The sequence below is a fragment of the Sporosarcina sp. FSL K6-5500 genome, assembly GCF_038005665.1.
Lineage (GTDB): Bacteria > Bacillota > Bacilli > Bacillales_A > Planococcaceae > Sporosarcina > Sporosarcina psychrophila.
In genome coordinates, this window is record NZ_JBBOTP010000001.1 from 2,637,981 (window position 1) to 2,651,596 (window position 13,616).

The following is a 13,616-nucleotide window of genomic DNA, read 5'->3' on the forward strand; positions in this document are numbered from 1 at the left end:
CGTAAAGCATTCACTTACAAGAGAGCTGTTATCTTATTAAGCAAACGGGAGCGAGTCTATAACTGCTCATGCGGTTCTGTGCTTAATAGAGACTATAACTCTGCCTTAAATATCAAAAAGGAAGGAATTCGTTTGTTGGCTGCCAAATAAATCATACAAATATAAACTTTTGGAACAAGAGGGTTAGCTCGGTCTGTTTTCGTTGGCTAGTAAAAGAAATGGTAAGTCGAGAAGCCCCCACTTCAAATAGAACGTAAGGTCTGTTAAGTGAGGGAGTTCACACTAATAAATTATTGATTTAGTTAGTTAGTCAGATTAACTAGTTCAATAATTTATTAAGTCATATGCTATCGAGACAGGTTAATTATTATTTTTTAACTTGATCATTATTTAGAAAGGAGATACAAAATGAGTAATTGGAAATGTGAATATTGTCAATACAAGAGTGAAAATCTCGATAAATTTTGCAGACGATGCGATGCTCGGTATCCATGGATAGTTAACACTGACGCAACTGCTGATGCCGACGCAACTGGTGACTCCGACGCTACTGCAACTGCTGATGCCGACGCAACTGCCGACGCCGATGCAACTGCCGACGCCGATGCAACTGCCGACGCCGATGCAACTGCCGACGCCGATGCAACTGCCGACGCCGATGCAACTGCCGACGCCGATGCAACTGCCGACGCCGACGCAACTGCCGACGCCGACGCAACTGGTGACGCCGACGCAACTGCTGATGCCGACGCAACTGGTGACGCCGACGCAACTGGAGATGCTGATGCAACGGCCGATTCCGATGCAACTGGTGACGCCGATGCAACTGGAGATGCTGATGCAACTGGAGACGCCGACGCAACTGCCGACGCCGACGCAACTGCTGACGCCGACGCAACTGCCGACGCCGATGCAACTGCCGACGCCGATGCAACTGCCGACGCCGATGCAACTGCCGACGCCGACGCAACTGCCGACGCCGACGCAACTGGTGACGCCGACGCAACTGGTGACGCCGACGCAACTGGTGACGCCGACGCAACTGGTGACGCCGACGCAACTGCCGACGCCGACGCAACTGGTGACGCCGATGCAACTGGTGACGCCGATGCAACTGGAGATGCCGATGCAACTGGAGATGCCGATGCAACTGGAGATGCCGATGCAACTGGAGATGCCGACGCAACTGGTGACGCCGACGCAACTGCCGACGCTGACGCAACTGCCGACGCCGATGCAACTGGAGATGCCGATGCAACTGGAGATGCCGATGCAACTGGTGACGCCGACGCAACTGGTGACGCCGACGCAACTGGTGACGCCGACGCAACTGGTGACGCCGACGCAACTGCCGACGCTGACGCAACTGCCGACGCCGATGCAACTGGAGATGCTGATGCAACTGGTGACGCCGATGCAACTGGTGACGCCGACGCAACTGGTGACGCCGACGCAACTGCCGACGCTGACGCAACTGGTGACGCCGATGCAACTGGAGATGCTGATGCAACTGGTGACGCCGATGCAACTGGTGACGCCGATGCAACTGGTGACGCCGATGCAACTGGTGACGCCGATGCAACTGGTGACGCCGATGCAACTGGAGATGCCGATGCAACTGGAGATGCTGATGCAACTGGAGATGCTGACGCAACTGGAGATGCTGACGCAACGGCCGATTCCGATGCAACTGGTGACGCCGATGCAACTGGTGACGCCGATGCAACTGGTGACGCCGATGCAACTGGTGACGCCGATGCAACTGGTGACGCCGATGCAACTGGTGACGCCGATGCAACTGGTGACGCCGATGCAACTGCTGATGCCGACGCAACTGGTGACGCTGACGCAACTGGTGACGCCGATGCAACTGCTGATGCCGACGCAACTGGTGACGCCGACGCAACTGGTGACGCCGATGCAACTGCTGATGCCGACGCAACTGGTGACGCCGACGCAACTGGAGATGCCGATGCAACTGGTGACGCTGACGCAACTGGTGACGCCGATGCAACTGGTGATGCTGATGCAACTGGAGACGCCGATGCAACCGCATCTGGTGATGCAACTGCGACTGGAGACGCCGATGCAACTGGAGACGCTGATGCAACTGGTGATGCCGACGCAACCGCCGATTCCGATGCAACTGGAGATGCCGATGCAACCGCCGATTCCGATGCAACTGGAGATGCTGACTCAACTGCTACCGCAAACGCTGGAAACAATACCTTTACAAATGGAAACAATACCGTTATCAACGTAACCGATAATAGTGCTGGATTTATGGCTATGACTCTATCTAATCTTATTATGATGGAAAGCTTAATGGGTAACCAGAATTCAGACAATATAGAACCTCTAGTTTCTAAATTCACTAATATAATGAATGAGTTATTACAAAGTGAATATAGTAATCGCAAAGCTATCCTTGACGCTATTAATTCTCTCAAAAAAGAATAGAAAAGAATCGGAGGAGGCTACATGACAAAAACAAATGTCTCACGCTGTATGATTTCTACGGAGGAAGATAGCGATAACCTATATGTAAAAGTTAAAAATAAGAACCAAGAACTTAGTCGTCAATTCACCATAAATGCATACAGTAAAAATTCACCGACAAAGGAATTATTACCTGTTTATGTCGATAATCAACCTGCACATATAGATACCCTAGATCCTGATGCAGAAAAAGTCTATAGAATAGACGTGTCAAATGTAAAGGGGCAGGTTATTTTCGAGATTATCCAAAAAATGGGCAGCTCAAGTATTAAGGTTTCCAAAAACAGCAAAAACCCCTTTTCGGTAGAATTACACATTAAATAAAAATAGCTTGGATTTTCGTGGCAACTAAATCCACCTAAATAAAATGATAGACATAATTTTGATCTGAGAATATTTTTCTTGAAATATAATTTCTTCAACTAACAAGTTACTTTAGTTAAACAATCGGCTGCCTTTACAGGGCAGCTTTTTCTTAATGAAATTAAATATTTCCTAAAACGGGCATTGCGTCTACTAGATCTGCTTGAAAAAGTTATGAATCAAACACAATATAAATATGTTAGATTTGCGAAAAGTCCCTCTTTCATTTACATAGGAAGACTTTTATCTATTGCATGTGTCATAACTTATTGAGTAATGAAGTTAAATATTTCCATGAACGGATTTTAAGTTGATCTGGATTGGAGATGTATAAGGTTTGATCTCATGGAGACAATCCTTTACCTTCTACTTCAACTAACGCAGCAAGTTAACTGAAAGGGTTAACTATATTAAGATAATTAAGGGGTGCGAAGGAAATGACAAAAGAAAATATTAATGTTGATTTCACTATGAACACATTTGATACAAGTAAAATGGACATGTGGACTAAAGAACAGTGGAAGGAATGGGTTGGGGATCCAGAGGATAATATAGGAATTCAACTATTGTTGATTAATGATACTAAGTTTTATTTGAAAGTAATGGGGATTTATTATAACGAAGAAACAGGAGACATGTTTTTTGGTTTTGATACACAAAATAAACTTGATCGAGACATAAATATTCAATTCGGCAAATGGGAAATAGATGAAAGTATTAATGATTTATCCCATGAAAAGCCCCAGTATATGGAGAAATACTCTGAAATAAGAGGTTTTCAAAGCTTTGTGAAGCGTACATATTTGGAAAGTTGGGATACGATAACAATAGAAATAAGTATTCTCGACGCAGAAACAAACTTAAGTATTAGAGAATTTAAATTTAAAATAGAAAAGCATTTAATCCAGGTTTTTTAGTAAAGTATCGTAGGATTGCCATGGGTAATTCTAATTGATTTTTCATACAACGCGGCAGTATATAGGAGGAAGTGAATGACAATATCTATTCACGATGGTGTGTTAATTGGGTACTCAGTAAATTTTCTTGAAAATGAATTGCTATTAGATATCGAAACGGTGGCAGATGAAATTGTAACAGTTACATTCGAGGATTACTTAGCACATTATTTCGATCATGTAAAGGCGGGAAGTATTTTATTTGATATTGAAGAAGTAGATTTGAATACATTTTTCGTAGGGAACAGAGAACAATTTAAGTCCCATAAATTATATGCTTGGCCGATTTGCTACGATGATACGAATGAACTCGAAAAATACTTACAAAAGAATAATTATAAATGCTATGTGATTAGTGCGTCACTAGGATTAAGTGGTTATGTATTTGCAAAAACGCTTAAAAGTAAAAGGAAATGATAAGTTGGAGGAGAAAAAAGTTTGTGAAGTATTCTACTAAACTCCCATGAAAATAAAAAAACAGCCCCATTCTTCAGAGAATATAGGCAAGGCTGGTGCAATAAGCAAGGGAGGATTAATCGCCCGTAAGCGCTACTCGTATTGGGTGCGACAGTCTGTGATGCATCATGGTCGTTGGAGTTAGCCTAACAGGTAGGGTTGTTTAATAAGAATGAAAAGTTAAGGTGCATTGTAAAGTGAAGTGAGGCTGATGAATAAAAATGAAAGAATGTTGTTTTAAAATTAATTTATCTTTAGAAGAAGCTAAAAAAAAATATTGTAGTTGGATGAATGAAGAGATTGAATTTGAGTTGGATGAGTACGGGGATTGTGTTGATAAATCAGTACACATTTCTGAAACTGAAGATGGATGGACATATTTTGTGGACTTTGAAGGAGGAGCATTCTTTGGTTTATCGAATCAGGCATGGACGAAACTGGCAAATGGTAGATCTGTTATCTATGCTTACTATGATGAAGATTTAAATGCAGAACTTATAGTAATAAAAAATGGTACGTTAATAAGAGAGTTTTCACTTTATGAAGATGAACCAGATGCTAATGTGAATTTGGGAGCATTTGAATATGAAGAACATTCACCAATAGTAGATTGGAAAGATGTAGTTACTTTTCTTGAAAAAGAATTCACACTTAATTAATAGGTGCTTATTGTAACTAACGGGGTAGGTTCGTTCAACATGGTTTAATCTATTTTTTGTTGAATTTGACAAAAGAAAGGAGGGCACAAAGTTGGATATTAGATATCAAAAATTAATCTCATGGGTTGAAGATATAAAGGAGCTAAATCACTGCTCCGCATCGGCATTGCTTATACTTAAGGATGATGAAATGGTACTAGAGCATTACAGTGGAAGCCACTCTAATAGAGAAGGTTCATTGCCTATAACGCAATTTTCACAGTTTAATGTTGCATCGGCGAGAAAAAGTTATTTAGGGCTAGCTGTTGCATATGCAATCCATGAAGGTAAAATTAAAAGTCTTGATGATTATGCAGTAAATTACTTTGAAGAATTTGATAAAGAATTACTTGGTAGAACAACCATTAGAAATTTAATTACGCATTCTCATGGTTTAAATGAGGACGAGTATGGAATGGTTTATAGGGAGTTTGACCCAGGTCAAGGGTGGGCGTATAGAGGGATTAATGTATTAATGATGACACAATTAATTAAACAACTATACAACCAAAGTGTTTCTGAATTGTTACACGAAAGAATCTTTTTACCTTTAGGTTATAAGGAAACAGCTTGGCAAACAAAAGAAAATGAAAATTTAGTTAAAGTTATTGTTAATCCTAACGAAGAGGCAACATCTAAACTGGGCAATTCAAATGATGGAACTGAGTCTAACCTTTATGTCTCTGCTCGAGAATTTGCACATTGGGGCAATCTTCATTTAAGAAAAGGAAATATAAATGGAGAACAAGTTGTTCCAAAAGAAGTAATTGAAATTGCAACACAAGTTCAAAGCCCTACATATAAAAATGAAGAAACTCCATTGAATGGTGCGTTTTGGTTTGTTCAAGGAACTCCGTCATTAAAAAGCGAGATTGGAGACCGAGTGCCTAAAGGTGCTTTTCAAATAATAGGGGTAACAGGTCCAACTTTATTAGTAATACCTGAATATAATGTTGTTGTTGCAAAGATGTATAACAAAAGATATAACTATGAAGGAATTGACGGGAAAAATTATCTCTATTATTTAAGAGAATTTAGTAATTTAGTAGCTGATATATTTTCTGAATAATTTCTCATTTAACTAACAGGTGCTTAAGTGAAGAGTCGGCTATCTTTCATCCATATTGCCTAAAATTATAACAACAGATGAAATAGAGTACTTAGTAAATAACCCGTAAAAATATAGGTGATAAAAGATCTTGGAGGTACCAGCTTTAGATTATGCAGGATGAATTCACTAATGCTTGTAGTTGCAATGAGGCTAATGGAGATCCCCATTAGAACACCTTGCTCTTTGGTAGACAGATTTACGTAATGCCCGATCCAGATGAATAGGCTAAAGCATAGCGATAAGCTGAGGAAACCTAAAAATAACTTCCATGGCTTTTTCCTTTGCGAAAGAAAAGCAGTTGTAAGTGCAAAACCTTCTGGAAGATGATGCAGAATTACAGAAGCCGTAATTGTGATGCCGACTATTGAACTCTCCATTAAGCTGCCAATGGTCATACTTAGCGGGATTGTATGGATGAGTATGGCAAGCATGAGCAAGTAAACGGAAGGACTTTGACCTGCAGATGAGTGGAATAAATTGCGAAGCACTAGAAAAAATAGGTATCCAATGAATACCCCCAGTATGATACCGAAAGACTTATACATCTTCAATGCGCTTGGAATGATATCAAGTGCCAGTAATCCTACTAAAAATCCACCGCATAGGAGTGATAATCCTGCGGTTGAATTGTGGAATAGTTTAGATACTAGCCAAGCAATTCCACCTCCGAAGCTTACACTTAAAAAAAGAAAACTGCCAAGTAATATTGCACTCACTTTCATCACCTACCCATTATAATTCGTAAAACCTCTCTACGAAATATATGCAGATTGCTCGCATCTATGAAGTACAACTTTCAAAGCAATAATGTGGGAGAGGCGTTTAAATAAGTTGGAGAACATAAAAAGAAAAGCCAAGGTTGAGCACACGGCTCAGTCTTGGCTTTTCAAATTACTATTTCCTCTTCTTCGAATAAGGTCTCACCATCAGTCCCATCTCCGTTCGTTCTTTATCAAGAGCCTTATAAAACGAAATCATCATTAAAATGATGACGAAGGAGAAGGGGAATGCAGCAATAACCAATGCATTCTGCAGTGCGGTTAGCCCGTTGGCAGAGAGCAGAATGATGGAAACTGCTGCTTGTGCAACACCCCATGTCAGTTTCACAATATTTGGCGGATTAAGCGATCCGTAAGTTGACTGCATTCCGAGCACGAATGTGGCAGAATCTGCGGATGTGATGAAAAAGATGGCAATGAGGATAATTGCTAAAATCGATAGAAACATTGACATTGGCATCCCATTGAAAATGGCGAAAAGTGTCTCTTCCGTTTTCAATCCAGATAAGTCAGTTCCTTTCATTTGTACATCCATTGCCGTGGCACCGAAAACGGAAAACCAGAAAAAGCTAAGCAATGTGGGGAGCATCAAGACACCAACTAAGAATTCCCGGATGGTTCTTCCACGTGATACGCGGGCAATGAAGATACCAACAAATGGGGACCATGAAATCCACCACGCCCAATAAAAAATAGTCCAACCATTAATCCACGTACGATTGGCATCATCAAGCGGTGCTGCCCGGAAACTCATACGGGGTAAGTTTTGCAAGTAAAGACCGATTGTATCGGTAAATGTATTGAAGATTAACATAGTAGGTCCAAGTATGATAACAAGTATCAGTAAGATGACCGCAAGTACCATATTGATATTAGATAAATATTTAATTCCTTTACCTATACCTGACCAAGCAGAAGCAACAAATAAAATTGTTACGATAATGATGATGATAATTTGAACGGTAAAATTGATGGGGATATCGAATACATAAGATAATCCGCCGTTGATTTGAATAGCTCCAAATCCTAAAGTCGTTGCAACCCCTACTACCGTCGCGAAGATAGCGAGTAGATTGACCAATGTGCCTAAAGGACCGTTCATCCGATCTCCAAAAAGCGGCTTCAAAGTTGAGGAAATCAATCCAGGTTCCCCTTTACGGAATTGGAAATACGCAAGTGACATGGCAACTACAGCGTAAATCGCCCATGCATGAATACCCCAATGGAAAAATGTGAAGCGCATCGATTCACGAAAAGCAGCGTCGGTTCCTGGCAGTTCAGTTGCGGGGTCTATAGCAAAATGGGATAAAGGTTCGGCTGCTCCCCAAAAGACAAGTCCAATCCCCATTCCTGCTGAAAACAGCATTGCGAACCAGCTCATTCGAGAATACTCAGGCTTCTCATCAGGCTTTCCGAGCGTAATCTGACCAATTGGACTGACGATAAAGAACAGACAGAACAGTACAATTCCAGTGACAACGAGTAAATAATACCAGCCGAATGATGAAGTTATGAAGTTTTTCATATTCTCTGTTACGTTTTCGAAGCTTTCAGGTGCAAATGCTCCGAATAAAACTATCAAACCTATTAGACCGACCGAAATCCAAAAAACACCTGATACCTTTTTCATCAAATCACCTATTTTTCTTATAAGATAATGGTACACATCATTTAGACTAATCTTGTCCATTATTCTTCATTACCATGCACGCACCTCTAATTACATTCCCTCTCTCTGTCATTGTTAAACAGATAAGCTCAATAAAAAACGATTCCATCGGTGATGGAATCGTTTTTTTCATTAAGTGAGCATAGATAATAGAAAGTAGCTAATTAAAAACAGGAGAACTTGTCGATTCGATTAAGGTCGATCCCCATGTATTCCCATCTTCTTTGCCTATTACGCCATCTGTAACCGGCGACAGAAGTACGTCCGACAAAGACTGGGAAAAACCAAAAACCTTGTCTTCTGGATAGCCAGACATAGGTATAGCGGTAGAGACAACCACGGATTGCACCTGGATCTACTGCAAACAACTGGGTACTTGGATAAGCTGGTATGGTATTTGGTGGCGGAGATGATGGGGCTTGTTGTCCGCCCGGTTGTCCTTGGCCCGGTGGTCGTCCTGGAGGACCAAATCCCGGCATTCCTGGTCCCGGTGGCCATCCTGGAGGACCAAATCCAGGACTACCTTGGCCCGGCGGTCGTCCTGGAGGACCAAATCCGGGCATTCCTGGCCCAGGTGGTCGTCCCGGCGGACCAAATCCGGGCATTCCTTGGCCCGGCGGCCGTCCTGGCGGAGCAAACCCCTGCATGTCGTGTCCTGAGTGGAAAGCAACCATTTCCTGTTCAGGCATCCCGTAACCTGACATCTCTTGCTCTGGAGAAAAAGCTTGCATGTCGTAGCCCTGTGCCTCTTGCCCTGGAGAAAAAGCTTGCATGTCGTAGCCCTGTGCCTCTTGCCCTGGAGAAAAAGCTTGCATGTCATAACCTTGCATCTCTTGCTCAGGAGAGAAAGCTTGCATGTCGTAGCCCTGTACCTCTTGCCCTGGAGAGAAAGCTTGCATGTCATAACCTTGCATCTCTTGCCCTGGAGAGAAAGCTTGCATATCGTGTCCAGACATCCCTTGCCCAGATGAAAAACCTTGCATCCCCTGTCCGGACATTCCCATACCTGGTGACCAGCTATCATTCGCATACCCAGACGTATCTTGCGCCCGGTTTGCTTCATATCCTTCAGGTAATTTAGGGTACCATTGCTGTTCCCCTTGACCACCTGGTTGCATGTTGACCATTCGTTCACTCCTTCCAAGCGATTCTCTTTATCCTATGCGACGATGGGTGAAAGGGAATGGACTTTTTTTTTCGGAAGGTTTTTTAGTTTCGCCGGACTAATCTGACAAAGGGAATGGGGGTGGGTTTGGACTGACTTGGAATTGGTGGGAAAAGAGATTGCGGGAAATGATAATGCTTACTATAGATGTTGACCAAATGAATCCGGCGTTTGGGCTTTACAAGGGCTTTCCAGAGGTCGCTGAAAAGTTCTGATACTTGGAATGAAATAGAATTCCTACCAATACCGCTTCGCCGCTTTGTGGATGCCTCCCGCGATAAGCCAGAAAGAAGACCACTTGGAAGGGATTGAACTGCATCCTTCCTTAGTCTTATCGCTACGGCTACCACGAAGACGCGCCTTCGCTGGATGGTCTATTTGAGAAAGCGCATTTCATTAGCTGTGATCAAATTCGCAACCTGGAGTGCGTCTTTCTTGAATATAGCAAGCAACTGCAATTTTCACTTGAACGTTGTAGGTACGCGACAAGACGACCAAGGAGGAATGAACTGCAATTCCTCCCCAATTGGTAAAACTGTCGTGATTAGTTTAGCCGAAAGCGAGCCGAAAACGTACTGGTCCAAATGAAAATTTTTGCGCCTACCTTATTAGTATCTTTTGAAAGAAAATGGTTAATCAACAGACGTGTTTTGTCGATATAGAATTGTCGCTGTTGTAGAGTATCCAACTCCTGTTGCACGGTGCGTGCTATGGATTACTCAGTTTATCAAAGCCACTCCAACTATATATCCGGTACTACCTACTTGGAATTAACTAGGTTGCATACCTCGCTAGTTTAACGAAAAAGCGGTGTTAGAAGAACATTCTATTTATTAAGTGCCGACAATATAGTAACTTCACTGCTTTATCTCACTACAATAGCACCCTATTAGCACGGACTAAATTTTCTGAATACCGAACAATAAAGCGCTTTCATCGTGTACGATACTAGTAGAATAGTAAGGAGGGGTTCATAGTGGGGAAAGCATCTGAAAAGGTTATTCGTTACCGTGGGACTGAATTGAACACGAAGGGGTGGCAGCAGGAGGCGGCGCTTCGTATGCTGATGAATAACTTAGACGCGGAAGTGGCTGAGCATCCGGATGACCTTGTTGTTTACGGTGGCATTGGAAAGGCGGCACGAAATTGGGAGTCGTTTGACGCAATTGTCCGCTCGTTGAAAGAACTTGAAAATGATGAAACATTACTTGTGCAATCGGGGAAACCAGTTGCGATATTCAAGTCACATACAGACGCACCAAAAGTATTGATTGCGAACTCGAATCTAGTCCCGGCCTATGCCAACTGGGAACATTTCCATGAGCTCGATAAAAAAGGACTTATGATGTACGGACAAATGACGGCGGGAAGCTGGATTTATATCGGTTCACAAGGAATCGTGCAAGGGACATACGAAACGTTTGCGGAACTGGCGAAACAGCATTTTGGAGAGTCGCTGAAAGGCACGATTACACTAACTGCTGGGCTCGGGGGGATGGGGGCTGCACAGCCGCTAGCGGTAACGATGGCCGGGGGAGTCTGTATCGGTATCGAAGTAGATGAAACGCGAATTGATCGCCGAATTGAAACACGCTATACCGATGTGAAAACAGATTCACTTGAAGAGGCGATCCGTCTTGCTGAAGAAGCAAAAAAAGAGGGCCGTGCACTGTCAATCGGTCTGTTAGGTAATGCGTCGGAAGTGCTTCCTGCGATGCTTGCGATTGGATTTATCCCAGATGTGTTAACTGATCAGACATCTGCACATGATCCGTTAAACGGTTATATCCCATCTGGTATGTCACTAGAGGAAGCCGCGAAACTGCGAGCGGAAAATCCGGAGGCGTATATCAAACGGTCGAAAGCATCGATGGCAAAACATGTCGAAGCAATGCTAGACATGATGGATAAAGGTGCGATTACGTTCGACTACGGTAACAACATCCGTCAGGTGGCGAAAGATGAAGGTGTAACTCGTGCATTCGATTTCCCAGGATTTGTTCCCGCCTATATCCGTCCACAGTTTTGTGAAGGAAAAGGGCCATTCCGCTGGGTTGCTCTATCAGGAGATCCTGAAGATATTTATAAAACAGATGAAGTTATTTTACGTGAATTTAGTGATAACAAACATTTGTGCAACTGGATTCGAATGGCGCAAGATAAAATTCAGTTTCAAGGACTGCCGTCACGGATTTGCTGGCTAGGGTACGGAGAACGTGCCCGCTTTGGAAAAATCATTAATGATATGGTCGCTTCGGGCGAATTAAAAGCACCGATTGTCATTGGGCGAGATCATCTCGACTCGGGATCAGTTGCATCGCCAAACCGTGAGACGGAAGCGATGAAAGACGGTTCGGATGCAGTAGCTGACTGGCCGCTGTTGAATGCAATGATTAACGCAGTCGGCGGAGCTACTTGGGTTTCCATTCATCATGGAGGCGGCGTTGGGATGGGTTATTCGGTTCATGCAGGTATGGTTATTGTCGCGGATGGAACCAAAGAAGCAGAAGCTCGAATCGAACGTGTATTAACGACAGATCCAGGAATGGGTATCGTCCGTCATGTTGATGCGGGCTATGAACTTGCCGAAAAAACGGCGTGGGAAAAAGGGGTCAACATTCCGATGATGGCAAAAGAGGCGATTGAAGAATGACAAAAATTATATGGATTAAACATGCAGCGCAACTTGCGACGTTAGCCCAAGCTGGTACAGCCCCGCGAATAAAAGAAGCGATGAATGATTTATCAATTATAGAAGACGGCAGTATCTGGATAGAAGATGGGATCATAAGAGCAGTCGGCACGACTCAACAATTAGAAGAGCAGTTCAAAGACCGCGCCCATGAAGCGGAAATCACAGACGCAACTGGTCATCTCGTTACTCCAGGCCTCGTCGATCCGCATACACATGTCGCCTATGGTGGCAGTCGCGAACGTGAATTTGAAATGCGACTTGAAGGCGCGACCTATATGGAAATTATGAATGCAGGTGGCGGTATTCATGCGACAACAAAAATGACTCGTGAAGCAACTGAAGATGAACTTGTTGAGCAGACGAAGAAACGCCTTGATTCGTTTCTGAAACACGGCGTCACAACTGTCGAGGGGAAAAGTGGGTACGGCTTAGATTTGGCAACGGAACTAAAACAGCTCCGTGTCATGAAACGCTTGCAGCAAGAACATGCGATTGACCTTGTGCCAACGTTCATGGGTGCACATGCAGTGCCGACAGAATTCAAAGGACGGGAAGACGAGTATATAGATCTTGTCGTCAATGAAATGCTTCCTGCCGTTGCCAATGAAAAGCTAGCAGTCTTCAATGATGTATTTTGTGAAGTCGGTGTTTTCACACCTGAACAATCACAACGGATTTTAGAAGCAGGGAAAAAGTATGGTCTGATACCAAAAATCCATGCGGATGAAATTGAACCCTATGGCGGCGCGGAACTGGCGGCGAAAGTTGGAGCGATTTCAGCAGAGCATTTATTGAAAGCGTCTGATGAAGGAATTAAAGCGATGGCAGATGCCGGAACAATCGCTTGTTTATTGCCAGCAACCGCCTTATATCTTAGGGAGCAAGCAGCACAAGGGCGCAAGATGATTGACGCTGGCGTACCGGTCGCGATATCGACAGATTGTAATCCCGGATCTTCACCGACGACATCGATGTCACTTGTTATGAACTTAGCGTGTATATCGATGCGACTAACACCGGCAGAAGCGCTTACTGCCGCGACGTATAACGCGGCTTGTGCAATCCAAATGGCAGATAAAACAGGATCATTGGAAATAGGTAAACAAGGGGATGTCGTTCTATGGGATATTTCAAACTACCAAGAACTTCAATACTTGTTCGGGGTGAACCATGTTAAGTCCGTCTGGAAAAAAGGTGTAAAAGTCGTTGGATGATTAATATTAAT

The 13,616-nt window shown here is 43.3% G+C and carries 12 protein-coding genes; 9 read left to right on the plus strand and 3 right to left on the minus strand.

The window, feature by feature from the left end; genetic code table 11:
• Window positions 1-30: 30 nt before the first annotated feature.
• From MKX62_RS12620 to MKX62_RS12650, 7 genes are all read left to right on the plus strand, one after another.
• Window positions 31-150 carry a zinc ribbon domain-containing protein gene (locus tag MKX62_RS12620; protein ID WP_435531918.1) on the plus strand — a complete coding sequence of 40 codons (120 nt, stop codon included), beginning with the start codon at window positions 31-33 and terminating at the stop codon, window positions 148-150.
• Between the two features lie 370 nt (window positions 151-520).
• Entirely contained in the window at window positions 521-2,263 is a 1,743-nt protein-coding gene (locus tag MKX62_RS12625; RefSeq protein ID WP_340741573.1) for a hypothetical protein, read from the plus strand.
• A gap of 218 nt (window positions 2,264-2,481) precedes the next feature.
• Complete coding sequence (locus tag MKX62_RS12630) at window positions 2,482-2,823, plus strand: hypothetical protein (RefSeq protein WP_067206265.1); 342 nt, start codon at window positions 2,482-2,484, stop codon at window positions 2,821-2,823.
• Window positions 2,824-3,299: 476 nt separating this feature from the next.
• Window positions 3,300-3,779, plus strand: a complete 480-nt coding sequence (locus tag MKX62_RS12635) for a hypothetical protein (protein WP_340741574.1) — start codon at window positions 3,300-3,302, stop codon at window positions 3,777-3,779.
• Between the two features lie 75 nt (window positions 3,780-3,854).
• On the plus strand, window positions 3,855-4,235 hold the full coding sequence (locus tag MKX62_RS12640; RefSeq protein WP_340741575.1) for a hypothetical protein: 381 nt from the start codon (window positions 3,855-3,857) through the stop codon (window positions 4,233-4,235).
• Window positions 4,236-4,495: 260 nt separating this feature from the next.
• The gene (locus MKX62_RS12645) at window positions 4,496-4,933 is read left to right on the plus strand and encodes a hypothetical protein (RefSeq protein WP_067206270.1); all 438 of its coding nucleotides are present in this window, start codon (window positions 4,496-4,498) and stop codon (window positions 4,931-4,933) included.
• Between the two features lie 97 nt (window positions 4,934-5,030).
• Window positions 5,031-6,041, plus strand: a complete 1,011-nt coding sequence (locus tag MKX62_RS12650) for a serine hydrolase domain-containing protein (protein WP_399633078.1) — start codon at window positions 5,031-5,033, stop codon at window positions 6,039-6,041.
• A 65-nt stretch (window positions 6,042-6,106) separates the two neighbouring features.
• Here MKX62_RS12650 and MKX62_RS12655 read toward each other — a convergent pair whose 3' ends face one another.
• From MKX62_RS12655 to MKX62_RS12665, 3 genes are all read right to left on the minus strand, one after another.
• Window positions 6,107-6,805 (minus strand): ZIP family metal transporter, encoded by a 699-nt coding sequence (locus MKX62_RS12655; protein ID WP_340741576.1) that lies wholly within the window; start codon window positions 6,803-6,805, stop codon window positions 6,107-6,109.
• Window positions 6,806-6,977: 172 nt separating this feature from the next.
• Window positions 6,978-8,492, minus strand: a complete 1,515-nt coding sequence (locus MKX62_RS12660) for a glycine betaine uptake BCCT transporter (protein WP_067213849.1) — start codon at window positions 8,490-8,492, stop codon at window positions 6,978-6,980.
• A gap of 203 nt (window positions 8,493-8,695) precedes the next feature.
• Window positions 8,696-9,658 carry a hypothetical protein gene (locus MKX62_RS12665; protein WP_255428594.1) on the minus strand — a complete coding sequence of 321 codons (963 nt, stop codon included), beginning with the start codon at window positions 9,656-9,658 and terminating at the stop codon, window positions 8,696-8,698.
• A gap of 1,014 nt (window positions 9,659-10,672) precedes the next feature.
• On the opposite strand from MKX62_RS12665, the gene hutU reads away from it, so the two are divergent.
• Together hutU and hutI are read left to right on the plus strand one after the other, a co-directional pair.
• Window positions 10,673-12,349 carry a urocanate hydratase gene (hutU, locus tag MKX62_RS12670; RefSeq protein ID WP_340741577.1) on the plus strand — a complete coding sequence of 559 codons (1,677 nt, stop codon included), beginning with the start codon at window positions 10,673-10,675 and terminating at the stop codon, window positions 12,347-12,349.
• Window positions 12,346-13,605, plus strand: coding sequence for an imidazolonepropionase (gene hutI / locus MKX62_RS12675; protein WP_340741578.1), 1,260 nt, complete (start codon window positions 12,346-12,348; stop codon window positions 13,603-13,605). The genes hutU and hutI overlap by 4 nt, the downstream gene beginning before the upstream one ends.
• The last annotated feature ends 11 nt before the right edge of the window (window positions 13,606-13,616 follow it).

Bases quoted from the DNA above. Each gene is read 5' to 3' on its own strand.
- MKX62_RS12625 (WP_340741573.1), top strand. From the start codon at position 521: ATGCCGACGCAACTGGTGACTCCGACGCTACTGCAACTGCTGATGCCG.
- MKX62_RS12655 (WP_340741576.1), bottom strand. From the start codon at position 6,805: ATGAAAGTGAGTGCAATATTACTTGGCAGTTTTCTTTTTTTAAGTGTA.
- MKX62_RS12640 (WP_340741575.1), top strand. From the start codon at position 3,855: ATGACAATATCTATTCACGATGGTGTGTTAATTGGGTACTCAGTAAAT.
- MKX62_RS12645 (WP_067206270.1), top strand. From the start codon at position 4,496: ATGAAAGAATGTTGTTTTAAAATTAATTTATCTTTAGAAGAAGCTAAA.
- hutI (WP_340741578.1), top strand. From the start codon at position 12,346: ATGACAAAAATTATATGGATTAAACATGCAGCGCAACTTGCGACGTTA.
- MKX62_RS12630 (WP_067206265.1), top strand. From the start codon at position 2,482: ATGACAAAAACAAATGTCTCACGCTGTATGATTTCTACGGAGGAAGAT.
- MKX62_RS12635 (WP_340741574.1), top strand. From the start codon at position 3,300: ATGACAAAAGAAAATATTAATGTTGATTTCACTATGAACACATTTGAT.
- MKX62_RS12665 (WP_255428594.1), bottom strand. From the start codon at position 9,658: ATGGTCAACATGCAACCAGGTGGTCAAGGGGAACAGCAATGGTACCCT.
- MKX62_RS12660 (WP_067213849.1), bottom strand. From the start codon at position 8,492: ATGAAAAAGGTATCAGGTGTTTTTTGGATTTCGGTCGGTCTAATAGGT.